Source organism: Sphingomonas sp. ABOLG, assembly GCF_003950435.1.
Taxonomy (GTDB): Bacteria; Pseudomonadota; Alphaproteobacteria; order Sphingomonadales; family Sphingomonadaceae; genus Sphingomonas; species Sphingomonas panaciterrae.
Map to the genome: position 1 here is coordinate 1 of NZ_QQWW01000026.1, position 23,224 is coordinate 23,224.

The 23,224-nt window shown below is 65.8% G+C and carries 18 protein-coding genes; 15 read left to right on the plus strand and 3 right to left on the minus strand.

What is annotated here, in order from left to right:
* The first annotated feature begins 115 nt into the window (after nt 1-115).
* The 7 genes from CA236_RS17770 (at nt 116) to CA236_RS17800 (ending at nt 7,045) form a co-directional block, all read left to right on the plus strand.
* A complete protein-coding gene (locus CA236_RS17770; RefSeq protein ID WP_046409841.1) occupies nt 116-1,483 on the plus strand; it encodes a phosphomannomutase/phosphoglucomutase in 1,368 nt (455 codons plus the stop codon).
* Nucleotides 1,484-1,599: 116 nt separating this feature from the next.
* Complete coding sequence (locus CA236_RS17775) at nt 1,600-2,358, plus strand: exonuclease domain-containing protein (RefSeq protein WP_046409843.1); 759 nt, start codon at nt 1,600-1,602, stop codon at nt 2,356-2,358.
* Between the two features lie 58 nt (nt 2,359-2,416).
* Nucleotides 2,417-3,928 (plus strand): sensor histidine kinase, encoded by a 1,512-nt coding sequence (locus CA236_RS17780; protein WP_125946615.1) that lies wholly within the window; start codon nt 2,417-2,419, stop codon nt 3,926-3,928.
* Nucleotides 3,925-4,368, plus strand: a complete 444-nt coding sequence (locus CA236_RS17785) for a response regulator (protein ID WP_125946616.1) — start codon at nt 3,925-3,927, stop codon at nt 4,366-4,368. Before CA236_RS17780 ends, CA236_RS17785 begins: the two co-directional genes overlap by 4 nt.
* Nucleotides 4,368-5,393 carry a histidine kinase dimerization/phosphoacceptor domain -containing protein gene (locus CA236_RS17790; RefSeq protein WP_046409848.1) on the plus strand — a complete coding sequence of 342 codons (1,026 nt, stop codon included), beginning with the start codon at nt 4,368-4,370 and terminating at the stop codon, nt 5,391-5,393. The genes CA236_RS17785 and CA236_RS17790 overlap by 1 nt, the downstream gene beginning before the upstream one ends.
* Before the next feature lie 84 nt (nt 5,394-5,477).
* On the plus strand, nt 5,478-6,584 hold the full coding sequence (locus CA236_RS17795; protein WP_125946617.1) for an S-(hydroxymethyl)glutathione dehydrogenase/class III alcohol dehydrogenase: 1,107 nt from the start codon (nt 5,478-5,480) through the stop codon (nt 6,582-6,584).
* A gap of 77 nt (nt 6,585-6,661) precedes the next feature.
* Nucleotides 6,662-7,045 (plus strand): VOC family protein, encoded by a 384-nt coding sequence (locus CA236_RS17800; protein ID WP_125946618.1) that lies wholly within the window; start codon nt 6,662-6,664, stop codon nt 7,043-7,045.
* A gap of 47 nt (nt 7,046-7,092) precedes the next feature.
* On the opposite strand, the gene CA236_RS17805 is transcribed toward CA236_RS17800, so the two are convergent.
* Nucleotides 7,093-9,357, minus strand: coding sequence for a glycoside hydrolase family 3 protein (locus CA236_RS17805; RefSeq protein WP_125946619.1), 2,265 nt, complete (start codon nt 9,355-9,357; stop codon nt 7,093-7,095).
* Between the two features lie 184 nt (nt 9,358-9,541).
* Here CA236_RS17805 and CA236_RS17810 point away from each other — a divergent pair, with 184 nt between their 5' ends.
* From CA236_RS17810 to CA236_RS17835, 6 genes are all read left to right on the plus strand, one after another.
* Nucleotides 9,542-12,586, plus strand: coding sequence for a TonB-dependent receptor (locus CA236_RS17810; RefSeq protein ID WP_125946620.1), 3,045 nt, complete (start codon nt 9,542-9,544; stop codon nt 12,584-12,586).
* 92 nt (nt 12,587-12,678) lie between these two features.
* Nucleotides 12,679-14,232, plus strand: coding sequence for a tryptophan halogenase family protein (locus CA236_RS17815; protein WP_241212741.1), 1,554 nt, complete (start codon nt 12,679-12,681; stop codon nt 14,230-14,232).
* Nucleotides 14,229-14,945: a SapC family protein gene (locus CA236_RS17820; RefSeq protein WP_125946622.1), complete on the plus strand. Its 717-nt coding sequence runs from the start codon at nt 14,229-14,231 to the stop codon at nt 14,943-14,945. Before CA236_RS17815 ends, CA236_RS17820 begins: the two co-directional genes overlap by 4 nt.
* Nucleotides 14,938-15,975, plus strand: a complete 1,038-nt coding sequence (locus CA236_RS17825; protein ID WP_125946623.1) for a cupin-like domain-containing protein — start codon at nt 14,938-14,940, stop codon at nt 15,973-15,975. The genes CA236_RS17820 and CA236_RS17825 overlap by 8 nt, the downstream gene beginning before the upstream one ends.
* The gene (locus CA236_RS17830; protein WP_277600075.1) at nt 15,972-17,465 is read left to right on the plus strand and encodes a tryptophan halogenase family protein; all 1,494 of its coding nucleotides are present in this window, start codon (nt 15,972-15,974) and stop codon (nt 17,463-17,465) included. Before CA236_RS17825 ends, CA236_RS17830 begins: the two co-directional genes overlap by 4 nt.
* An 8-nt stretch (nt 17,466-17,473) precedes the next feature.
* A complete protein-coding gene (locus CA236_RS17835; protein WP_125946624.1) occupies nt 17,474-18,523 on the plus strand; it encodes a LacI family DNA-binding transcriptional regulator in 1,050 nt (349 codons plus the stop codon).
* Nucleotides 18,524-18,530: 7 nt separating this feature from the next.
* Here CA236_RS17835 and CA236_RS17840 read toward each other — a convergent pair whose 3' ends face one another.
* A complete protein-coding gene (locus CA236_RS17840) occupies nt 18,531-19,817 on the minus strand; it encodes a glycoside hydrolase family 130 protein (protein ID WP_125946629.1) in 1,287 nt (428 codons plus the stop codon).
* The gene (locus tag CA236_RS17845; RefSeq protein WP_164518988.1) at nt 19,817-21,487 is read right to left on the minus strand and encodes a mechanosensitive ion channel family protein; all 1,671 of its coding nucleotides are present in this window, start codon (nt 21,485-21,487) and stop codon (nt 19,817-19,819) included. The genes CA236_RS17840 and CA236_RS17845 overlap by 1 nt, the downstream gene beginning before the upstream one ends.
* Nucleotides 21,488-21,679: 192 nt before the next feature.
* On the opposite strand from CA236_RS17845, the gene CA236_RS17850 reads away from it, so the two are divergent.
* Both CA236_RS17850 and CA236_RS17855 read left to right on the plus strand, forming a co-directional pair.
* Nucleotides 21,680-22,858, plus strand: coding sequence for an HlyD family secretion protein (locus CA236_RS17850; protein ID WP_125946626.1), 1,179 nt, complete (start codon nt 21,680-21,682; stop codon nt 22,856-22,858).
* A 2-nt stretch (nt 22,859-22,860) separates the two neighbouring features.
* The coding region (locus CA236_RS17855) for an MFS transporter (protein ID WP_125946627.1) at nt 22,861-23,224 on the plus strand (364 nt) is incomplete at its 3' end.

A 23,224-nucleotide genomic window follows, 5' to 3' on the forward strand; every position in this document is an offset into this window, starting at 1 on the left:
GCCCGGCCCCCATGTGGCGCGCCTTGACGCCGGCGCGCCGGAACGTGCCCAATCTTGGGACCGTCCGTGGCGACGGGCCATGGCGGTCCGGGTCGCCCCTCTCTAGGCTGGCGCGATGAACCATCGCCTGTGCCCCTCCATCCTGCGGGAATATGACATCCGGGGCACGGTCGGCCGCAATCTCGGCGCCGACGATGCAGCCGCGATCGGCCGGGCGTTCGGAACGATCGTCGCCCAGCGCGGCGGCACCCGCATCGCGGTCGGGCGCGACGGCCGATTGTCCTCCCCCATGCTCGAGGAGGCCCTAGTCCGTGGCCTGACGCAAAGCGGCATCCATGTGCTGCGCATCGGCATCGGCCCGTCACCGATGCTCTATCATGCAGAGCGCCACGCCGCGGTCGACGGCGGCATTCAGGTGACGGGCAGCCACAATCCCGGCGACGACAATGGTTTCAAGATGGTCCTCGGCCATCGCCCCTTTTTCGGCCGCGATATCGAGGCGCTGGCGCTTCTGTCGGCGGAGGGTGACTTGGCGAGCGGCAGCGGCACGGTCGATGAGGCCGACGTGCTGGACGATTATGTCGCGATCCTGCTGGCCCGCGGCCGCGACCTGCCGTCGTTCCGCATCGGCTGGGACGCGGGCAATGGCGCGGCCGGGCCGGCGATCGAGCGGCTGACGGCGGCACTGCCGGGCGAGCATCATCTGCTGTTCACCGCCGTCGATGGCCGCTTCCCCCATCATCATCCCGACCCGACGGAGGAGGAAAACCTCGCCGCCCTGCGCGCGCTGGTGGCGGACAAGGGCCTCGACGTCGGCCTCGCCTTTGATGGCGACGGTGATCGCATCGGCGTGGTGGACGGGCACGGGCGGGTGATCGCGGGCGACCAATTGCTGTCGATCCTGGCGGAATCGGTACTGCGCACCGCGCCCGGCGCGCCGATCGTCGCCGATGTAAAGGCCAGTGCGACGGTGTTCGACCGGATTGCCGAACTCGGTGGCCGGCCGGTGATGTGGAAAAGCGGCCACAGCAACATCAAGACCATGATGCACGAGGTCGGCGCCCCGCTCGCCGGGGAGATGAGCGGGCATATCTTCTTCGCCGAACTGGGCGGGCATGACGATGCGCTCTACGCGGCAGTCGCGCTGATCGGCGCCGTCGCCGAAAGCGGCGTGTCGCTCAGCGCGATGCGCGATGCCTTGCCCGATCTTGTCTCCACCCCGGAACTGCGCTTCCCGGTGGCGGAGGATCGCCGCGAGGCGGTCGTCGAGGAGGTACTTGCCCGGCTCGCCGCCGCAGGCGCGCAGGTCGACCGCACCGATGGCGCACGCGTGACGACGCCGGACGGATGGTGGCTGCTGCGTGCCTCCAACACCCAGGCGATGCTGACCGCGCGGGCCGAGGCACGCGACGAGGAGGCGCTCGGCCGACTGATCGCGGCGATCGACGCGCAACTGGCGCAAAGCGGCGTGTCGCGCGCCTGAGTTCAGCCCCGCACCGCCTCACAGCGTGACGCCGCAGGGCGCGCCGCCCGGCCCGGCGTCGGCGCGGCTGACACGCAGGTGATGACAGGAACCCTCGCAATCTCCACATGGGGTCCATGCGTCAGCAACCCAGCATCATTCGCGTCATCGACCTGGAGACCACCGGCAACGCCCCACCCACCCATGGCGTGTGCGAGATCGGCTGGCAGGATGTCGCGCTGGGCGCCGACGGCCGCTGGGAATTGTACGGGGAGGGCGGCAGCCGGCTGGTCAATCCGGGCCGCTCGATGCCCCCGATCACCCAGGCGATCCACCATATCCGTGACGAGGATGTCGCCGACGCGCCCTGGTGGCACGATGTCGCGCGCGCGGTGCTTGATCCCTATCCCCGGCGCGTCGCGCTGGCGGCGCACCGAGCGGATTTCGAACAGCAATTCTGCACCCCGGCGATGACTCACGGCGCACAATGGATCTGCACCTGGAAATGCGCGCTGCGTCTGTGGCCCGACAGCCCCAGTTTCTCCAACCAGGTGCTGCGCTATTGGCGCAAGCCCGACGGGCTGGAGCATGAACGCGGGCTGCCGGCGCACCGTGCCTTTCCCGACGCCTATGTCACCGCCCATCATCTGCGCGATCAGTTGAACGAGGCGAGCGTTGCCCAGCTGATCGAATGGTCGAGCATCCCCGCGCTCCTGCCGCGCGTTCGCTTCGGTGCCGATCGCGGCAAGCCGTGGAACGAGATCGAGGAGGAAAGCCTCGTGAAGTTCCTCACCGATCGCGATCCCGATGTCCGCTTCACCGCGGAAACCGAACTGGCGCGGCGCCGGGGCGGCGGGATGGTCGGTCGGATGAGCGCGCAGGACCTCCTTCTTTGATCCATCATAGGGCAGCGGCTCTGGTGTTCCTGGCGGCACGTCCCTAGACGCATCAGCGATGGTAGCGGAAAAGGGGCAAGGCTTCGCCGTTGGCGAAGGGCGGATCGGACGCGTGCTCATCGCCTTCATGGCGGTGGGCTTCGTTGCGCTGATCGCCGCGGGCATTGCCGCCGCCTGGATGACGCGCGAATTCTCCCGGCACAGCGCGGCCGTGTCGCACACCTATGAGGTGGAACTGGCAATCGCAGACATGCGGCGGCTGATCGAGCAGGGGGAAACCACCCGTCGCGGCTATATCCTGGCGCCCGAGACCCCCGGCTTCCTGCAGGCCTATCGCGAGGCTGCCAATGCGCTGCCGAGGTCCGCGAAGCGGCTGCGCCAGCTGACCTATGACAATCCCAAGCAGCAGGCGAACATCACGCGCCTGGAAGGCGAGTTGTCGCAGCTGCTCGATCTGCGCGCGCGCTCGGTCGATCTGGTCGCCAATGGCGAGGTCGCGCAGGCGAACGCGGAATTCCGCGAGGAGATGAGCGCGGCACGGCTGCGCGAAATACGCGACATCTTCGACACCATGTCGAAGGAGGAACGCGTCCTGCTGATTGAGCGTGATCGCCAGCAGGAACGCGGCATCAACCTGTTCTACTCGGTGCTCACCGTCGCCGGGTTGCTGTTGCTGGCCGTTGCGATCGCCTCGCTGCTGGTCGTCGTCCGCTATACCAGTGATCTGACGCAGTCGCGCGAACAGCTTCAGCAGCTGAACGAAAGCCTGGAGGCGATCGTGGTCGATCGCACGGCGGACCTTTCGCGCGCGAACGACGAGATTCAGCGGTTCGCCTATATCGTCAGCCACGATCTGCGCTCGCCGTTGGTCAACGTCATGGGCTTCACCTCGGAGCTGGAGGCGGCCACCACTGCGCTGGGCGCGTTGGTCGACAGCGTGGAGGCCGAAGCGCCCGAGCTTCTGACCGAGGACGCAAGGCTCGCCGCGCGCGAGGATCTGCCGGAGTCGATCAACTTCATCCGCACCTCGACGCAGAAGATGGATCGCCTGATCAATGCGATCCTGGCGCTGTCTCGTCAGGGGCGCCGCGTCCTCGCGCCCGAGCCGCTCGATCTGACGCGGCTGGTGGACAGCATCCGCGATTCGATGGCGCACAAGTTGGATGAAACCGGTGCGACGCTGACGATCCGCGGCACCTTGCCCAGCATCGTCTGCGACCGGGTGGCGGTGGAGCAGATCCTGTCCAACCTGATCGAAAACGCCGTGAAGTACCGCAGCCCCGATCGACCCGTTGAGGTCGACGTCAGCGGCGGGACGGTTGGCGACCGGATCTGGATCGAGGTCGCGGACAATGGCCGCGGCATCGACCCGCGCGATCATGAACGCGTGTTCGATCTCTTCCGGCGCTCCGGCATCCAGGATCAGCCCGGCGAGGGCATTGGTCTGGCACATGTCCGCGCCCTGGCCTATCGCCTGGGCGGCACGATCACCTTGCGGTCCGCGCTTGGCGAAGGGGCCACCTTCCGCGTATCGCTTCCAAAGACGCTGACCCTGCAGGAAAAACCATGAACGCACATCAATCCGTCAGCATCGTGATGATCGAGGACGATGAGGGTCACGCCCGGCTGATCGAAAAGAACATCCGTCGTGCCGGCATCCTCAATGACATCAAGCATTTCCTCGATGGCACGTCGGCGCTCGACTATCTGTTCAACTCGCCCGAGGGGCCGATGCTGAACGGCCCGGCGCTGGTGCTGCTCGATCTCAACCTGCCCGACATGAGCGGGACCGACATCCTGGCGAAGATCAAGGGCTCCGACGGCCCGGTGAAGCGCACGCCGGTCGTCGTGCTGACCACCACCGACGACAGCCGCGAGATCCAGCGCTGCTACGATCTGGGCGCCAACGTCTATATCACCAAGCCGGTGAATTATGAGAGCTTCGCCCAGGCGATCCGTCAGCTCGGCCTGTTCCTGTCGGTGATCCAGGTTCCCGACGTCGCCGACTGATGAACCGGATTCTCTACATCGACGATGACGAGGGCATTCGGCGGCTGGCGTCGCGTGCCCTTGCGCGTCGTGGATGGGACGTGACGACCGCCGATGGCGGCGAACTTGGTGTCCGGCTGGCGGCCGAGCAGAAGTTCAATTTGGTCGCGGTCGATCACTACATGCCCGGCATCGACGGGTTGGAAACGCTCGCCCGTCTGCGCGAGCTGCCCGACCCGCCCAGCGTCGTCTATGTGACCGGCTCGGAGGAACAGCGCGTTGCCGTCGCCGCGCTGCGCGCCGGCGCGTCGGAATATGTCGTGAAGTCGGTCGGCGACGATTTCTTCGATCTGCTCGACGCGTCGTTCAAGGCGGTGGTCGCCCGCGCGCAGCTCGAACGGCAGAAGGCGGCGGCCGAAGAGGAGCTGCGCCTGTCCAATCGTCGGCTCGAGGCGTTGCTGGCCGAGGTCAATCACCGCGTGGCCAATTCTCTCCAGCTGGTCTCCGCCATGGTCCGGTTGCAGGCCGGCGCGCTGTCGGACCCGGCCGCCCGCGCGGCCCTCGAAGACACGCAGCGGCGGATCAGCGCGATCGCGCAGGTGCACCGCCGCCTCTATACCGGCGGCGATGTCGAGCATGTCGACATGCGCGAATATCTCGGCGCGCTGGTCGACGAACTGGGCCAGACCTGGTCAACCGCGGAACAGCCGCGCGCGCTGCGCCTCGTCGCTGATCCGATCCAGCTGCCCACCGATCGCGCGGTATCGCTCGGTGTGATCGTGACCGAATTGGTCAGCAACGCCTGCAAATATGCCTATCCCAGCGGCAGCGGCGAGGTGCGCGTGGCGCTCCATCGTGACGGCGACGACGTATTTCTGCTGGCGGTGGAGGATGACGGCGTCGGCATGTCGGGCGGGATTTCGCCGGGCGGCACGGGCGTTGGCACCAAGCTGATCCGCGCGATGGCGCAGAGCCTGCAGACGACGGTGGAATATGACGTCGCCCATCGCGGCACCCGCGCCGTCCTTCGCGCGGCGCTCGCCTGATCGTACATTGGATTGCGGCTGTCGCGGGGTGACGGGGGCTAGGGCTTTTCTCTAAAGGGCGGCGCATCAGCAAAGGAGCGCTCCATGAAGACCCGTGCCGCCGTCGCGTTCGAGGCGAAGAAACCGCTGGAGATCGTCGAGCTCGATCTCGAAGGGCCCAAAGCCGGCGAAGTCCTGGTCGAGATCATGGCGACCGGCATCTGCCATACCGACGCCTATACACTGGACGGCCTGGACAGTGAGGGCATCTTCCCCTCGATCCTCGGCCACGAGGGCTGCGGGATCGTGCGCGAGGTCGGCCCCGGCGTCACCAGCGTCGCGCCCGACGATCACGTCATCCCGCTGTACACGCCGGAATGCCGCCAGTGTAAGTCGTGCCTCAGCCAGAAGACCAACCTGTGCACCGCGGTCCGCGCAACGCAGGGCAAGGGGCTGATGCCCGACGGTACCAGCCGCTTCAGCTACAAGGGCCAGCAGATCTTCCATTACATGGGGTGCTCGACCTTCTCGAACTTCACCGTCCTGCCGGAAATTGCGGTCGCCAAGATCCGTCCCGACGCGCCGTTCGACACCAGCTGCTACATCGGTTGCGGCGTCACTACCGGCGTTGGCGCTGTGGTGAACACCGCGAAGGTGGAGCCGGGCGCGACGGTGATCGTATTCGGCCTGGGCGGCATCGGCCTCAACGTGATCCAGGGTGCGAAATTCGCTGGCGCCGCGCGTATCGTCGGCGTCGACATCAACCCCGATCGTGAGGAATGGGGCCGCAAGTTCGGCATGACCGACTTCGTGAACCCGAAGGACGTCGGCGATATCGTCCAGCACCTGATCGCCATGACCGATGGTGGCGGCGACTATACGTTCGACTGCACCGGCAACACGGTGGTGATGCGCCAGGCGCTGGAGGCGGCGCACCGCGGCTGGGGCGAATCGATCATCATCGGCGTCGCCGAGGCCGGTAAGGAGATCGCGACGCGGCCGTTCCAGCTTGTTACTGGACGCGTCTGGAAGGGCACGGCATTCGGCGGCGCACGCGGCCGTACCGACGTGCCGAAGATCGTCGACTGGTATATGAATGGCCTGATCGAGATCGATCCGATGATCACGCACCGCCTGACGCTGGACGAGATCAACAAGGGCTTCGACCTGATGCATGCGGGCGAGAGCATCCGCAGCGTCGTCGTTTACTGAGCCGGGATGACGCTGGCGCCGGCGCGGACTATGGGGTTCGTGCCGGCGTATGACCGGCGTTCTAGGGGAGAGGGTGAATGTACAGCCACATGATGGTGGGATCGAACGACATTGATCGGTCGAAAAAATTCTATGACGCGCTGTTTGGCGCAGTCGGCGGCAAGCCGGCGATGCAGGACGACAAGGGCCGCCTGATCTACATGCACAATGGCGGCCTGTTCCTGGTTACCAAGCCGATCGATGGGCAGCCCGCGACGCACGCCAATGGCGGCACGATCGGGTTCGCGATGGAATCGCCGGAGCAGGCGAACGCATGGCACCAGGCGGGTGTCAAAAATGGTGGCACCGCGATCGAGGACGCACCCGGCGTTCGCGAGGGTGGCTTTGCCAACCTCTACCTTGCCTATCTGCGCGATCCGGACGGCAACAAGCTGTGTGCGATGCACCGCATGGCGGGATAATGGCTACTTCCCTCTCCCCGCGCCGCGGGGAGAGGGAGGGCAGCTGATCAGGGCCGCATCGTACGGGCGTTCAGCGTGGTGGTGCGGACCAGCGTGCGATCGGTCCCGTCGCGTGCGATCGCCACGCGATAGGTGCCGGCAGCGATGCGCCAGCCCGGCAACTTGGTGTCATAATCGGCCACCACGCGCGGCTCCGCCGTCAGGGTGACTCGACGCATCTCACCAGGCTTCAGCTCGACCCGCTGGAACGCGGCGAGGCGCATCGGCCCCGCACCTTCGCGCGCGACGTACAGTTGCGGCACGTCGGCGCCGGCGCGCTTGCCGGTGTTCACGACGTCGACGGTCACGCGCAACGTGTCACCACCGCTGACCACCGGGTTGCGATAGGCAAAGCTGGTGTAGCTGAGCCCGTGTCCGAACGGGAAGAGCGGCTTCAATCCCTTCTTCTCGTACCAGCGGTAGCCGACGTCTGCGCCTTCCTGATAATCGACCGGGAAGCTCTTTGGCGCCGGCACCGGCGTCGCTGCTGAATTGGCCGCGGCGGCAAGCTCCGCCGCATTGAACATGTCGAGGCCCACCGGCGCGGGCCGCGGCGGCTGGCCGATCGAGGCCGGGAAGGTGATGGGCAGGCGCCCGGACGGGTTAACGGCTCCCGTCAGGATGGCAGCAATCGCCTCGCCGCCGCGCTGGCCCGGGTACCAGGCCTCGACGACGGCGGGCACCTTGTCGATCCACGGCATCAGCACCGGGCCGCCTGTTTCGAGCACCACCACCGTGTTCGGGTTCGCGTCGGCAACGGTGGCGATCAGCGCGTCCTGATTGTCGGGCAGCTTGATGTTGGGCACGTCCTCCGCCTCGGTTGTCCATTGGGTGGCGAACACGATGGCGAGGTCGGCCTGCTTTGCCGCAGCAATGTTGGCATTGTGGTTACGGCCGTCGAGGAACGAGATCTGCGCCCCCGGCAGCGCCTTGCGCAGTGCCGCCAGCGGTGAGGACGCATGGTAGGTGATGCGGACGAACGACGAAGCAGGTCCTTCGGATAGCGGGATTTCGATCGGTGCACCGCCGACGGAGCGCACCTGACTGGACCCCCCGCCCGACAGGACGCCGAGATCAGCCGCCCCGCCGATGACGACGATTTTCTTCGCAGTCCGGGCAATCGGCAGGACGTCGCGGTCGTTCTTCAGCAGGACGATCCCCGCCTCGGCAGTGCGCTGCGCCACGTCCGCGTTGCGGCTGTACGGCGGCGTCTGTGCGGTCGCAGGCATCGGTGCATCATAGGTGCCGGTTTCGATCAGGCCGGTCAGGTACCGGACGACCATGTCGTCGACGCGCGCCTGCGACACGGCGTTCTCCTGCACCGCTTCCTTCAGCGGCTCCCCGAAGAAGATCGCCTTGTCGAGTTCCTGGCCCGATTGCTGGTCGAGACCGGCGTTGGCCGCCTTCACGGTCGAGTGTACGCCGCCCCAGTCGCTCATCACCCAGCCGCGGTAGCCCCAGTCCTGCTTCAGCACCTTGTTGAGCAGGAAGTCGTTCTCGCACGCCCAGTCGCCGTTGACCTTGTTATAGGCGCACATGACGGAGCCCGGCTTGCCCTGTTCGATGGCGATCTGGAAGGCGAGGAGGTCGCTCATGCGCAGCGGGGCCTCCGCGATCCGCGCGTCGAGGATCATGCGCCCGGTTTCCTGCGAGTTGAGCGCGAAATGCTTTACCGTCGACACGATCTTGTTCGACTGGATGCCAGCAATATGCGCGCCGCCCAGCAGGCCGGACACGAGGGGGTCCTCACCGAGATATTCGAAGTTCCGGCCGTTCCACGGATCCCGCGTCAAATTGACGCCGCCGGCGAGAAGGACGTTGAACCGCTTCGCGCGCGCCTCGGCGCCGATCATCGCGCCGCCCGCCCGCGCGATCTCGGGCGAGAAGCTGGCGGCGGTGGCGAGTGCGGAGGGAAGGGCGGTGGCGACATCGCCCTTGCGCTGTTCGACCTGATTGGCGACGCCGAGCGACGCATCGCTTTCACGAACCAGCGGCACGCCGAAGCGCGGAATGCCATCGATATGGCCGGCTGACGGGATCAGTTCGTTGGTGGTCTTGCCCGCGGCCATCGGCGGGAACAGGCTGTGCAGCAGCTGGATCTTCTCATCGAGCGTCATGCGATCAACGATCGACTGCGCTCGCTGCCGCGCATCGGCAGTGCTCGTGGATCGCGCACTGCCCGCCCCGGGCGTTCCGCTCTGCGCGGCAAGCGGCTGAAGAGCCAGCATCGCGATAGCGGAGGCGCCGAGCCAAGTACGCTTGTTCCTGAACATGTCGATATCCCCCTGATGCTGTCCGGAAAGGCCGATTGTGGCACGCCAACAACACAATTTGGGAACGTTCACAAGTTTCGGCCGCGACTTCTTGACACCGCATGGGGCGCGGTAGAAGTGAACGTTCACAGTTCGCATTTTGCGGATCGTTCGACGTACGCAGGGTACAGGGGAGGACTTTCTGATGGGGAGCTTTGCGGCTCGCTCGCTTTCGCGCCTGGTGATTGGCGCATCGGTTGCGGCACTGGCGACCGCCCCGGGCATGGCCTGGGCGCAGGACGCGGCAGCAACGGTCGGCAACACCGGCCCTGCCGAAACGCCCGCCACGGCTTCCGAGCCGACGCAGGGCGAGGACGATATCGTCGTCACCGGCATCCGCGCCTCGCTGCGCCAGGCGATCGACATCAAGCGCGACGCACAGGGCGTCGTTGATGCGATCTCGGCTGAGGACATCGGCAAGTTCCCGGACACCAACCTCGCCGAGTCGCTTCAGCGCATCACCGGCGTGTCGATCGATCGGTCGAACGGTGAAGGTTCGTTCGTCACCGTCCGTGGCTTCGGCCCGGAATATAATCTCGTCACGCTGAACGGCCGTCAGATGCCGACGTCGACGCTGGGCGATGGTGCCAGCGCGCCGGCCTCGCGTTCGTTCGACTTTGCGAACCTCGCCTCCGAGGGCATCGCTGGCGTCGAGGTGTACAAGACCGGCCGCGCGGCTGTTCCGTCGGGCGGCATCGGTTCGTCGATCAACATCCGCACCCCGCGCCCACTCGACAAGCCGGGCATGCGTGGCAGCATTGCCGCGCGCGGCGTTCTAGACTCCTCGCAGAACGGCAAGAACCAGATCCTGCCGGAAGTTTCCGGCATCTTCTCCACCACCTTCGCTGACGATCGCATCGGCATCATGGTCAACGGCGTGTACCAGCGCCGCAAGGCGAGCGCGAACGAGGCGTTCGTCGGCTTCCGCGACGGCTTCCTCGGCTCGCAGGACGACTGGGGCTCGCTGCCGCGTAATCCGGCGCAGGTGAACCGCCCCTCCGGCAATGACGTCTACGAGATTCCCCAGGAAGCATCGTACAACGTCCGCGACATCGACCGTGAGCGTATCAACGGCCAGGCCGTCTTGCAGATCAAGCCGACCGACACGCTGACCGCGACGGCCGACTTCACCTATTCGCGCAACAAGGTTGAAGTGCGCTCCAACAGCGTTGGCGTGTGGTTCAACTTCGGCGACGTGTCGAGCGAGTGGACCGACGGCCCGGTCGCCGGTCCGGTGTTCTACAGCGAGGCTTTCGGCCCGGGTAAGGACCTGTCGTACAGCGGCGCGCTGAGCGCCAATGTCAGCGAGAACAAGTCGCTCGGCTTCAACCTGAACTGGGAAGCGCCGGGTGGCGTCACCGTGTCGTTCGACGCGCATCACTCGACCGCGGAATCGCGCCCGACGAACGATTATGGCACCAGCACCAACATTGGCAGCGCCGTGTTCGGTGTGGCGCGCCAGACGATCGATTTCCGCAACGCGCTGCCGATCATTTCCTATTCGATGCAGCCCGGCATCGACCCGCTGAACGCATCTTTGGTCACGCCGACCGGCAATTCGTTCCGCAACGCGTATTTCCGTGACGAGATCAACCAGTTTCAGCTGAAGGGCCGGTACGAGCATGAGGGCGCGTTCCTCGACTCGATCGACTTCGGCTTCTCGTACATCGATAACGAAGTGCGGTCGGCCTATGGCTTCATCCAGAACGACACCTGGGGCGGCATCGACCCGCGCGGCGCCAGCTTCGGTGCGGCAGCGACGCCGGACGATCTGTTCAGCCTGATCAGCCTGCCGGACAAGTTCCGCGGCGTGCCGGGCGCTGGCGACGCGGCGCTGCCGCAGCAGATCCTGGGCTTCAACTTCGAACGCATGGCAGAGCTGCTGCGTGGCCAGTACAACATCTGCGGTGCGCCGCAGGTTGGTACGGCCCAGCCGGGTACCTGCCTTGCCGACTTCACCACGGACCGTCGCCTGCGCGAAAAGACGATCTCGCCATACGTCCAGGTGAACTCGAGCTTCGACCTGCTGGCCGGCTCGGCGCACATCATCGCTGGTGTACGCTACGACCAGACCACCGTTACCTCCAACGCGCTGGTGCAGGTGCCGACGGGAACCCGCTGGACGGCAGCGAACGAATTCGCGCTGGTCTATGCGCCGGAGCGCTCGTTCATCACGTCCAAGGGCAGCTACCAGAACTGGTTGCCAGCGATCGACTTCGACATGGAGCCAATCCGCAACGTGAAGCTGCGTGCGTCGTACAGCCACACCATCACGCGTCCCGACTATGGCGTGCTGCAGGGCGGGCTTGAGCTGGCGTCGAACCCGCGCATCGGCGGCGGCACCGGCACCAACGGCAACCCGAACCTGATCCCGTTCAAGTCGAAGAATATCGATGTGTCGGCCGAGTGGTATTACAACCGCGAAAGCTACATCTCGGTCGGCTTCTTCAACAAGGACGTGCAGAACTTCATCGGCACCACGCAGATCGACCAGTCGGCGTTCGGCCTGCGCAACCCTGCTGACGGCCCGCGGTATCGCGCCGCACAGGCGGCTCTGGGCGGCACGACGGATGCGATCCAGATCCGCGACTACATTCTGCGCAACTTCCCGGGATCCTCGCAGGTCACCGGCCAGGTTGAAGCAGGCGGGGTGACCTATCTGAACGGCAACATCTTCGGCCTGCCCGAGGACAATCTGTTCAACTTCCAGATCAACCAGCCGTTCAACAGCGACCAGACCGCCAATATCAACGGCTGGGAATTCGCGATCCAGCACCGGTTCTGGGACACGGGTTTCGGCACGATCCTGAACTACACGATCGTGAACGGCGACGCGAAGTTCAACAACGCGCTGAATCCGAACACCAGCCAGTTCGCGCTCGTGGGCCTGAGCGACAGTGCGAACGCCGTGCTGTTCTTTGACAAGTTCGGGCTGCAGGCACGTGCTGCGTACAATTGGCGCGCGTCGTTCCTGAACAGCAGCAACGGCTTCGATCCGACCTATGTCGAATCCTACGGCCAGCTGGACGCGAGCGTCGCCTATGAGTTCATCCCTGGACTCACCGTGTTCGGGGAGGCGATCAACCTGACCGGCGAAGCGCGCCGTGGGCATCGTCGATCGGACCGGATGGTCACCTTCTCGCAGCCGGGCTTTGCCCGCTACAGCGCAGGCGTCCGCTTCAACTTCTGATCGGACGCCCTGAGAGCCGCCCTTCCGCGATGGACGGGCGGCTCTTATGGGTGAAACGGCGCGTTGGTGCGCCGACAGAGGTGAGCGTGGGCGTGGAACGGCAGGTCGCCAACATCGTGATCGTCGGCGGGGGCACCGCCGGATGGCTCGCGGCCGCCACGATCGCGGCGTGCGCCGATCCCACTGCGCAACCTCCCGTGCAGGTCACGCTGATCGAATCCCCTGACGTGCCGACGATCGGTGTCGGGGAGGGGACGTGGCCGACAATCCGCCGAACGCTTGCCCGCATCGGGATCAGCGAGGCGGAATTCCTGCTCGCCTGCGACGCTTCGTTCAAACAGGGGTCGCGCTTTGACGGCTGGCGCACTAGGGCGCCGGATGATTCCTACCTTCACCCCTTTTCAGCCCCGGTCGAGGCCGATCCGCGGGCGCTCGTCGCCGCGTGGCAGGCCGGCGAAGAGGAAGGCTTTGCGGCGGCCGTCACGCCGCAGGCGCGGGCCTGCGCACTGGATCTCGCACCAAGGCAGCGGGCAATGCCGGACTATGCCGGTGCGCTGAACTACGCCTATCATCTCGACGCGGTGAAGCTGGCTGCGCTGATTCGTCGCCATGCGACCCAGCGGCTTGGCGTGCGCCATGTCCGCGATCATGTACTGTCGGTCGACCGCCGCCACGACGGGGACATCGCCGCCGTTCGCTGCCGCGATCATGGCGCGATGGAGGGCGATCTGTTTATCGATTGCACCGGTCATGCCGCGCTGTTGATTGGCGGCGCGTTCGGCGTGCCCTTCATCGACCGTGGCCACGAACTGTTCAACGACCGCGCCTTGGCCGTGCAGGTGCCGGTGGGCGCGGGAAGTGCCATCGCGTCAACCACCAATGCCACCGCGCATGAGGCAGGCTGGATCTGGGACATCGGCCTGCCGACGCGGCGTGGCGTCGGATGCGTCTATTCGTCGGCGCACCTCACCGATGACGCGGCAGAGGGAATCTTGCACGCGTATCTCGCGCGGACGGCGCCCGCCGCCGATCTGGACGCACTTGCCCCGCGAACGCTGACCTTCCGTTCGGGACATCGCACGCGCTTCTGGGAGCGCAATTGTCTCGCCATCGGCCTGTCGAGCGGCTTTCTGGAACCGCTGGAGGCGTCGGCGATCGTGACGATCGAACTGGCGCTGGATGCGCTTGTGGCGAACTTTCCCGCAACCCGCGCGAGCATGGATGCGCATGCCGACCGGTTCAACGCACTGTTCCGCTATCGCTGGGACCGCATCGTCGACTTCCTGAAACTTCACTACGTGCTCAGCGACCGCGACCAGCCCTATTGGCGCGACAATCGCGATCGCGCGTCGATCCCGCCTAGCCTTTCCGGTCTGCTGGCGATCTGGCGTGAGCAACCACCCAGCGGGCACGACCTTGGCATGGTGGATGAGGTGTTTCCCGCGGCCAGCTATCAATATGTGCTGTACGGGATGGGCATGGCGCCGCCCCCGCCCGGTCCCATGCGGATCGAGGGCGTGCCCGCCGCGAGCGCCGCACTCCGGCAGGCGGCGCAGCGCGCGCGCGCGCTTGCGGCCAGCCTTCCCACCAATCGTGCCTATCTCGACGCCCTGCGCGCAGATCGGCAGAACGAGATCATCGCATGAACCCCCATCACGCCATTCTGACCCCCGAGGCCCATCGCGACCTGCGCGTCCGCATCGATCGCGACGTAGCACTGGGTGACGGCGTGATGACCAGCGTCGTCATGCCGGCGGAGTTCCGCGATGCGCAGCAGCATTACCCAATTCTCTTCCGGCTGAATGCGGAGCGTGACGATTTCACCGCGCACGCAATCTTCGGCTTTGAGACCGCAGAAAATCTGTTCCTGGAGGGCGCGCGCTGGGACGCCGATTACGTGCCGCTCGCGCTGGATGTGCAGCCCTTCCTGATCGGTGGCCCCGACGCGTCCGGAGCGCGACAGGTCCATATCGACCTCGGCAGCCCGCGCATTGCTGGCGAAGAGGGCGTGCGCGTGTTCGAGCCGGAAGGTACGCCGACGCCATTTCTCGAAACGATTGCCGACCGGCTCGGTGCGCTGCATACCGGTTTTGAGGAGTCGGCGGCATTTTTCGCCGCGCTTCGCCGGCATGATCTTCTCGAGCCGCTGACCCTTGAAGTGACGCTGAACGATGGTTCGACGCACCGACTGGTCGGCTTTCACGTGATCGACGAAGGCCGGTTGCGCGCACTCGACGGCGCGGCGCTGACCGAGCTTCATGGAGAGGGCCATCTGATGCCAATCTTCATGGCCCTCGCCTCGCTCGGCAACCTGCGGGCGCTCGTCGCGCGCAAGAACAAGCGCGACGGCCATGGCTGATCCGGCCGCATCGCCCGGCATCTTTGCGCGCATGGCGGCGGTGCCCGAGCGCTCGGTTGCCGATGCGGCCGCGCTAGATGCGGCATTGCGGGATGCCACCGCCCCCTTCGTCGTGCGCGGCCTGGTGCGTGACTGGCCGCTGGTGCAGGCGGGGCAGCAATCCGCACAGGCCGCGCGCGACTATATCGCGGCACGCGCCAAGGACGTCGCCTTCACCGTGTCCGTGGGCCAGCCGGGCAGCGGAGGGCGGCTGTTCTACGACGACACGATGGCGATGAACTTTCGCGTCGGGCGGGGCAAGCTGCACGACATCTTCCGCCACATCGCCAGCGTCGAGGACCAGCCGGACGCCCCGCCGATCTACCTTGCGTCGATCGACATGGAGGCTTTCTTCTCTGGCCTGACCAGCGACAATCCGCTCGCGCTCGGTGATCGCGATCTGCTGAAGAGCATCTGGATCGGCACCAGAACGCGCATCGCCGCGCACAACGATTTTCCGCACAATCTGGCCTGCGTGGCAGTGGGACGGCGGCGCTTCACGCTGTTTTCGCGTGAGCAGTTCCGCAATTTGTATCTGGGACCGATCGACAACACGCCGGCCGGCCGCGCGGTCAGCATGGTTGATTTCCACAATCCCGACCTCGCCGCGCATCCGCGTTTCGCGCAGGCGGCGGAAGCGGCGCAGACCGTGGTGCTGGAGCCGGGCGACGCGCTCTACATACCGTCGCTCTGGTGGCATCACGTGGAGGGCCTCGAGCCCTTCAACGTGCTGGTAAATTATTGGTGGCGGGAAACGCCGCGCTGGTTGGGGCAACCGCAGGACGCGCTGAACCATGCGATCATGTCCATTCGCGAGTTGCCGGCTGACGAACGAGCCTATTGGCGCGACATGTTCGATTATTACGTGTTCGGTGACCCCAATCTTCCGCGTGCGCACATTCCGGCGCAGGCACAAAGCGTGCTCGGCCCGCTTGATCCTGAAACGGCCGGGCGAATCCGCGGCTTCCTGTTGCGGCAGCTCAGTAAGTGACGCCGCGTCGGATCGTCATCGCGGGCGGTGGCACCGCCGGCTGGATGGCCGCCGCGGCGATCGCGCGCACCATGGGCCGCGCGGCGCAAGTGACGCTGGTCGAATCCGAGGCGATCGGAACGATCGGCGTCGGCGAAAGCACGATCCCGCCGATCGTCGGCTTCAATCGCTTGCTCGGCATCAACGAAGCCGAGTTCATGGCGGCGACCAATGCCACCTTCAAACTGGGCATCGTGTTCGATGGCTGGCGCAACGGCACCGATCGCTACGTTCACGCCTTTGGCCTGACCGGCAAGGATCATTGGGCAGCGGGATTTCAGCATTTCTGGCTCGCTGGGCGCGCCAAGGGGCATCAAGCGCCATTTGGCGATTATTCGGTTGAGCTCCAGGCGGCGCTCGCGGGGAAGTTCGCGCATCTGCCTGACGATCGCCTGAACTATGCCTACCAGCTCGATTCCGGCCTCTATGCGAAGTTCCTGCGCGGGATGGCGGAGCGCGACGGGGCGGTACGGATCGAGGGCAAGATCGCCACGGTACAGCTGGATGGCGACAGCGGAGACATCGCGGCGCTGGTGCTGGAGGATGGCACGGCGATCGCCGGCGACCTGTTCCTCGACTGCACAGGATTTCGCGCCCTGCTGATCGAGGGCGCGCTGCACGCCGGCTTCGATGACTGGACCCATTGGCTGCCGTGCGATTCCGCGATCGCGGTGCAAACGGCGAGCGTGGGGCCGGCGGTGCCCTACACCCGTGCCATGGCCCATGATGCCGGATGGCAGTGGCGCATCCCCCTGCAGCACCGGGTCGGAAACGGCATCGTGTGGTGCAGTCGCTATCTGTCACGCGAAGACGCGCTGGAACGGCTGCTCGGCAACGTCGAGGGTGAGGTGCTGACGCAGCCCAATCACCTGCGCTTCACCACAGGGGTGCGGCGTCGCCAATGGCATCGCAATTGCGTTGCCGTCGGCCTGTCGGGCGGGTTCATGGAGCCACTGGAGTCCACCAGCATCCACCTGATCCAGCGCGCCGTCCTGCGGTTGATCCGGATGATGCCGGCAGCCGGACCGATCAGCCCGCGCGACATTGCCGAGTTCAATGATCAGCAGCACGCCGACATGGTGCAGGTCCGCGACTTCCTGATCCTGCATTACAAGGCCACCGACCGGCGCGACAGCGCGTTCTGGCGGCAATGCGCCGCAATGCCGATCCCCGACAGTCTCGAACAGAAGATCGAGTTGTTCCGCGACACGGCGCGTGTGTTCCGCCGCAACGAGGAATTGTTCGCGGAGCATAGCTGGCTGCAGGTGCTGCTGGGGCAGGGGATCGAGCCGCATGCCTGGCATCCGATCACCGACAAGCTGACCGACGAGGAACTGGCGCGGCTGCTTCAGACGCTGCGTGCCCAGGTGACGCGCACGGTCAATGGCTTGCCGGCCCATGCCGATTATGTCGCCCGCTATTGCGCCGGCGCGCGCCAGACCGCTGCCTGAGGATCGTCATGGGGCGTCGCCGGCAGTCGGTCACCATTAAGCATGTCGCCGCCCATGCGGGGGTGTCGTTGCAGACGGTCAGCCGTGTCATCAACAAGGAGCCCAATGTGCGGCCCGAGATGATGCAACGCGTGCAGGAATCGATCGCGGCGCTCGGTTATGTGCCGTCAATCGCGGCGCAGCGGATGGGCGGTTCGCGATCCTATCTTCTGCTGGCGCTGAACGATCGCGATCGCACGATTGCGGACTGGCGCAAGCGCGAGGGGTCGGACTGGATCGACCAGATGCTGCTCGGCGGGATGCTGACCTGCGCGCAGCATGGCTATCGCATGATCTTTGAGCTGGTCGACACGCACAGCGACCATATCGAGCGGGAGTTGTCGGCCGCGCTCGCCGCGCTGCAACCCGATGGCGTGATCCTGACACCGCCCCATTCGCACAACCCGATGATCACCGACCTGCTGGAAAAGGCGGGGATCGCCTTTGCGCGTATCGGGTCGCTGCGTGACGGGGGCGGGTTCCGGCTGACGATGGGTGACGAGGTGGCGGCGCGCGATGCGACGATGCACCTCGTCGGACTGGGGCACCGGCGTATCGGCTTCATCGCGGGACCCACCGACTATGAGCTAAGCCATTGGCGGATCGAGGGATGGCGCTGGACGATGGAGACGGCGGGGCTTTCCGCCGATGGCCTGCTGGCGAACGGCGATTTCAGCTATGCCTCCGGCATCGCGGCGGCGAAGCAACTGATCGAGACCGGCGCCACGGCCATCGTCGCGAGTAACGATCAGATGGCGCTCGCCGCGATTGCGGAGGCGCGCGACTGCGGCATGGATGTACCGCGCGACCTGTCCGTGGTCAGCTTCGACGACACGCCCGTCGTCCGCTTCCATCATCCGCCGCTCACCGCCATCGCGCAGCCGATCGCCGAGGTGACGGCGCGTGCCGCCGAATTGCTGATCACCACCGCCGCGGACGCCCGCGACCGTGCGCCGGTGGAGGTGCCGGCGCGGCTCGTGGTGCGGGAATCCACCGCAGCGGTGCCGACCAACCTCTGATCGCGCGTCAGGCCTTGACCATAACCGATAGCAGGTCGTCGACGTTGCCGATGGCGAAGGCGCTATATTCGTCACCGATCGCGTAGGGCAGCAGGATGCGCCGCTTGTGGAGCAGCGCGCCGCAGCTATAGGTGATGTTGGGCACATAGCCACCGCGCTGCTCCGCGCTCGGGAACAGCAGCGGCGATGCCGTGCGCAGCAGCACCCGCGATGGATCCGCCTTGTCCAGCAGGCACGCGCCGATGCTGTAGCCGCGCACCAGCCCGACGCCATGGGTGAATACCAGCCAGCCCTCGTCAATCTCGATCGGGGAGCCGCAATTCCCCATCTGAACGAACTCCCACGGGTATTTCGGTCCCATGATCTGCTGCCCCTCGTCCCAATGGTCGAGCCGGTCAGAGCGCAGCAACCAGATATTCTCATTGTCCTGGCGACCCAGCATGACGAACTTGCCATCGATCCGCCGCGGGAACAGCGCCATTCCCTTGTATGGGGCCAAGCGGCCGGTCAGCGCGCGCATCTCCACCGTGCGCAGGTCAACCCCGCGCAGCAACTCGGCGCGGGCGTGCATGCCGTCATAAGCGGTATAGGTGCCGATGACGCTTCGGGCACCATCATCATCGGTGAAGTTCACCATTCGGAGATCCTCGATCCCGGAACGCTGGCTCGGCAGCACCGGGAACAGCACGGTCTCGGACACGTCGTCGCTGTCGCTGCACAACAGACGCGTCCAGCCATCATGCTCATGATCGATGCGGGGCGGGATGCCGTGTTGGCTGGCCGGATTGACCTCGATGCGGTCGCTGCCGTCCCAGGTGCCGGTTCGGAACGTCACGGAGGAGATATGACCTTCGCCGATCCCGCGCAGCGACAGGAGGAAGGGCATCGCCTCATCATCGGGGCTGGCGTCGGGGACTCGGATGATGCTGGGATTGAACAATGCGGCGGATTCGAAGGCATATTCCTGGCTGAAATATGCTCCGATCAGAAGTCGGTCCGTGCTGTCGATGGTACCGTTGAGGTCAAGGGAGGCGGCAACCTCGTCATAGCGGCGCAGGAAGGTTTCGTCGGCGTTGCGATGGCGTTCGTGCATCGGCACGGCCAGCAGCATGCGCATCCGGGCGCGCAGTGCTGGCGGCAGCGACAGCAGCCGCTGCGCAACCTGTTTCATGCGCGCGGGGCGCCCGTCCGCCATGTCGTCGGGATAGTCGAAGCTGAACGGGCGGATCACGGTGCGGGAGGGATCGGGTTTCAGCTCGATATCCAACGTGGTGAAGACGTCCGCTGCTTTCATCATGTCACCCCATTCCGAGTAGAAGATGATGAAGAACGGTCGAGATCGCCTGATGGTGCCTCGCCGGCACCATCGCTGGCCTCTGCGCGATCATCATTGGCGAAAAACAGCCGCCGCGCGGGTACCGCCAGCCGGATGGAGGCATCGTTCAGCCCCTCATAGATCGACAGCAAAAGGTCCTGCCGGATGACGGTGCTTTCGCCAAAGTCGCTGACCGCGATATAGGCGAAGATCTCCACCTCCAGCGCGTTCTCGCCGAAATTGGTGAACCTGGCGCGCGGGCCGTCCTGCAGCACCTTGTCGTGGCCTTTCAGCGCCCCCTCGATCAGGTCGACGGCTGCGCGAATCTTGTCGGGCGGGGTGTCGTAATCGAGCCGGATCACCGGATTGAACAGGAAGCGGTCGCGCTTGGCAAAGTTCTCGATCTGGCGGGACGAGAAATCGCCGTTGGGGATGGTGACGATCGTGCGATCGTTGGTGCGGATGCGGGTGGAACGGATCCCCACGTCTTCAACGGTCCCGACGACATCGCCGACGCGGCAGAAATCACCGACCTGCACCGGACGATCCGCAATGACCGTGACGCTGCCCACAAGATTTTCGACCGTCTTCTGCGCGCCGAGCGCAAGCGCGATACCGCCGATACCCAAAGCAGCAATGCCGGTGGTCACATCGATCCCGAACGTGTCGAGCACCGCGACGATGCTGAACACCAGCAGCAGGATCTTGGCCGCGCGACGCAGCAGGGTGACGACCGACACCGCCTGGCGTCGTGCGCGCCGTGTCATGCGCGCGATCGTGACGTCGGCGATTGCGTCGACCAGTCGCAGCCCGAACCATACCAAGGCAATCGCCGCGACACCGCCGGCGTAACGAAGCAGCGTCTGCCGGGCGACGATCGCCACCTCCAGCCGCTCCGCCCAGCCGTAAAAGGCGATGACCGCGATGAACAGGCTCAAGGGCGGCAGCGCGGCGTGGAAGAAACGGTACACGCCGCTGGAATCAGGATCGGTGATGCCGCGCCGCATCAGCGTCAGCGCCAGCGTGGCGAGCAACCGAAGAACAACGAAGCTGAGCGCCGCGATGCCAACGAGCAGCCCCCAATCCTCCGCCGGCGCACCCGCCACGGTGACGCTTGGCACGGCGGTCGGCTGAAGCGGCACGACCTGCGCGGCTGGGACCGTCATCAACCGGCGGATCGTGTCGTGTGAAATTTGCCAGACGCGCCGCCCGTCGGCCTCGCGCTGGACCAGGAAGATCGGCGCCTCGCCCTCACCGATCCGCAGGTCGCCGACCAGTTCACGGTCGACCGGCAGATTGTCGTCGATCCTGCCGCCGGGTTCGTTGGACAGGCCGGCAAAGGGCGTCAGCGACCCGCCGCTATCGAGCAGCCGCTGCAGACGACGCGCAAGCTCCGACGCGCCGTCCAGAACGCGCGGATCCTGCTGCACCGGCAGGTCGAAATAATTGGCCGCCCGCGCGTAATCGCGTTTGGCCAGCGCCTCGATCAGGCCAGTGACCGCGGCGCGCGGTGTTTCACGACCGAAAGGATCGGCCGGTACTGCAGGCGCGGTGCTGTTCGATGGGGCGGTTTCCTGCGCGGGTGCGACGGCCGGGGCCCCCGCGACAATCAGCAGCAGCAGAAGAATTTGCCGGAAGGTACGAACCACGAAAACCTGCTTGATCGAGGGAGCTGCCCAAAGAACGCGTCTATCGCGCTTACGGTCGCACGGGTCATGGCGACTGGGGAACAACTGACCGTGGCGAGCAAACCATGTTGGGTGATGTTGCCGCGTGGCGGGTTGATAGCGGACAGAATGTCCGCTTATAGCGCCGCGGCATCGGCAGCATGAAAAGGCCTCATGAGCGACCAACCACATCAGACCGCCGGCGACACGTCGATCATCGAGACGCCGGAGGCACAGGGTGAGACAACGCCGCGCCGTCGCCTCAGCGGACGCGCCCGCCTGATTCTTCTTCTAATGCTGTTGGCAGCGATACTCGGCGGCGTGCTGTGGCTGGTGCGTTATCAGACCAGCGGCAAATTCATGCAGGAGACCAACGACGCCTACATCCGGGCCGATCTGGTCACCATCGCGCCCAAGGTGAGCGGCTATGTCGCCGAGGTGCTCGTTGCCGACAACCAGGACGTGACTGCGGGGCAGCCGCTCGTCCGGATCGATCCGCGATCCTACCGCGCGCAGGCGGCGCAAGCCGAAGCGCAGATCGCGCAGGCGGAGGCGAGTGCCAACGCCAGCCGTGCCCAGATTGCGCAGCAGCGCGCGGCGATTGAGCAGGCGCAGGCCCAGTTCGCCGCGGCGCAGGCCAAGGCACGTTACGATGCGGACGAGGTGCGCCGCTATACGCCGCTCACCAAGTCCGGCGCCGAGAGCCGGCAGCAACTCGCCCAGCTGCGCGCTGCGGCCGATCAGTCGGCGGCGAATGCACGCGCGCAGGCCGCGGCGCTTGCCGCGCAGCAGCGCCAGGTCGCGACACTGGAGGCGCAGATCGGCCAGTCCCGCGCCCAGCGGCAGGGTGCCGCGGCACAATTGGCGGCGGCGAACGTGGACGTGTCGTCGACGGTAATGCGGTCGCCCGTGGCAGGTCGCATCGGCGACAGGACCGCGACGGTCGGCCAGTTCGCCACGGCCGGGACGCGATTGATGTCGGTGGTGCCGCTGCGCCAGATTTATGTGACCGCCAATTTCAAGGAAACGCAGCTCGCCCTGATGCGTCCGGGCCAGCCGGCGACGATCAAGGTTGACGCCCTTGACGGTACTGAGCTGCCCGGACGCGTCGCCAGCCTGTCGCCAGGAACGGGCGCGCAATTCTCCTTGCTGCCGCCGCAAAATGCGACCGGCAATTTCACCAAGATCGTGCAGCGGGTGCCGGTGCGGATCGCGCTTGAGGCGAGCCCCGCCGCGCGTCGCCTGCTGGTGCCGGGCCTGTCGGTGACGGTGACGGTCGACACGCGCAGCGCCAAGGGACAGTTGGATCAGATCCGGTCGGAGCAGAAGCGGCTGTCGGAACGGAGCCGCTGAGCATGGCGAGCGCGGCGATCTCGCCAGCGGCGGCGCCACCTGAACGCGCCGATGTGTCGGCGTGGGTGGCGGTCGCGGCCGGCACGTTAGGCGCGCTGATGGCGACGCTCGATATCTCCATCGTCAATTCCGCGCTGCCCGTCATCCAGGGCGAGATCGGCGCCAGCGGCACCGAAGGGACATGGGTCGCCACCGCCTATCTCGTGGCGGAGATCGTCGTCATCCCGATGGCGGCATGGCTGCAGCGGCTGCTGGGGCTTCGCACGTTCCTATTGACCGCGGCGGGGCTGTTCACGCTGTTTTCGGTCGTATGCGGTACTGCCACGACGCTGACGATGATGATCATCGTCAGCGTCGTGGCAGTAC

Excerpts from the sequence above, each read along its gene's own strand:
- CA236_RS17840 (WP_125946629.1), bottom strand. The coding sequence starts at position 19,817 with ATGAAAGCAGCGGACGTCTTCACCACGTTGGATATCGAGCTGAAACCC.
- CA236_RS17770 (WP_046409841.1), top strand. The coding sequence starts at position 116 with ATGAACCATCGCCTGTGCCCCTCCATCCTGCGGGAATATGACATCCGG.
- CA236_RS17850 (WP_125946626.1), top strand. The coding sequence starts at position 21,680 with ATGAGCGACCAACCACATCAGACCGCCGGCGACACGTCGATCATCGAG.
- CA236_RS17800 (WP_125946618.1), top strand. The coding sequence starts at position 6,662 with ATGTACAGCCACATGATGGTGGGATCGAACGACATTGATCGGTCGAAA.
- CA236_RS17805 (WP_125946619.1), bottom strand. The coding sequence starts at position 9,357 with ATGTTCAGGAACAAGCGTACTTGGCTCGGCGCCTCCGCTATCGCGATG.
- CA236_RS17835 (WP_125946624.1), top strand. The coding sequence starts at position 17,474 with ATGGGGCGTCGCCGGCAGTCGGTCACCATTAAGCATGTCGCCGCCCAT.
- CA236_RS17820 (WP_125946622.1), top strand. The coding sequence starts at position 14,229 with ATGAACCCCCATCACGCCATTCTGACCCCCGAGGCCCATCGCGACCTG.
- CA236_RS17795 (WP_125946617.1), top strand. The coding sequence starts at position 5,478 with ATGAAGACCCGTGCCGCCGTCGCGTTCGAGGCGAAGAAACCGCTGGAG.
- CA236_RS17790 (WP_046409848.1), top strand. The coding sequence starts at position 4,368 with ATGAACCGGATTCTCTACATCGACGATGACGAGGGCATTCGGCGGCTG.
- CA236_RS17825 (WP_125946623.1), top strand. The coding sequence starts at position 14,938 with ATGGCTGATCCGGCCGCATCGCCCGGCATCTTTGCGCGCATGGCGGCG.
- CA236_RS17810 (WP_125946620.1), top strand. The coding sequence starts at position 9,542 with ATGGGGAGCTTTGCGGCTCGCTCGCTTTCGCGCCTGGTGATTGGCGCA.
- CA236_RS17775 (WP_046409843.1), top strand. The coding sequence starts at position 1,600 with ATGCGTCAGCAACCCAGCATCATTCGCGTCATCGACCTGGAGACCACC.
- CA236_RS17785 (WP_125946616.1), top strand. The coding sequence starts at position 3,925 with ATGAACGCACATCAATCCGTCAGCATCGTGATGATCGAGGACGATGAG.
- CA236_RS17780 (WP_125946615.1), top strand. The coding sequence starts at position 2,417 with ATGGTAGCGGAAAAGGGGCAAGGCTTCGCCGTTGGCGAAGGGCGGATC.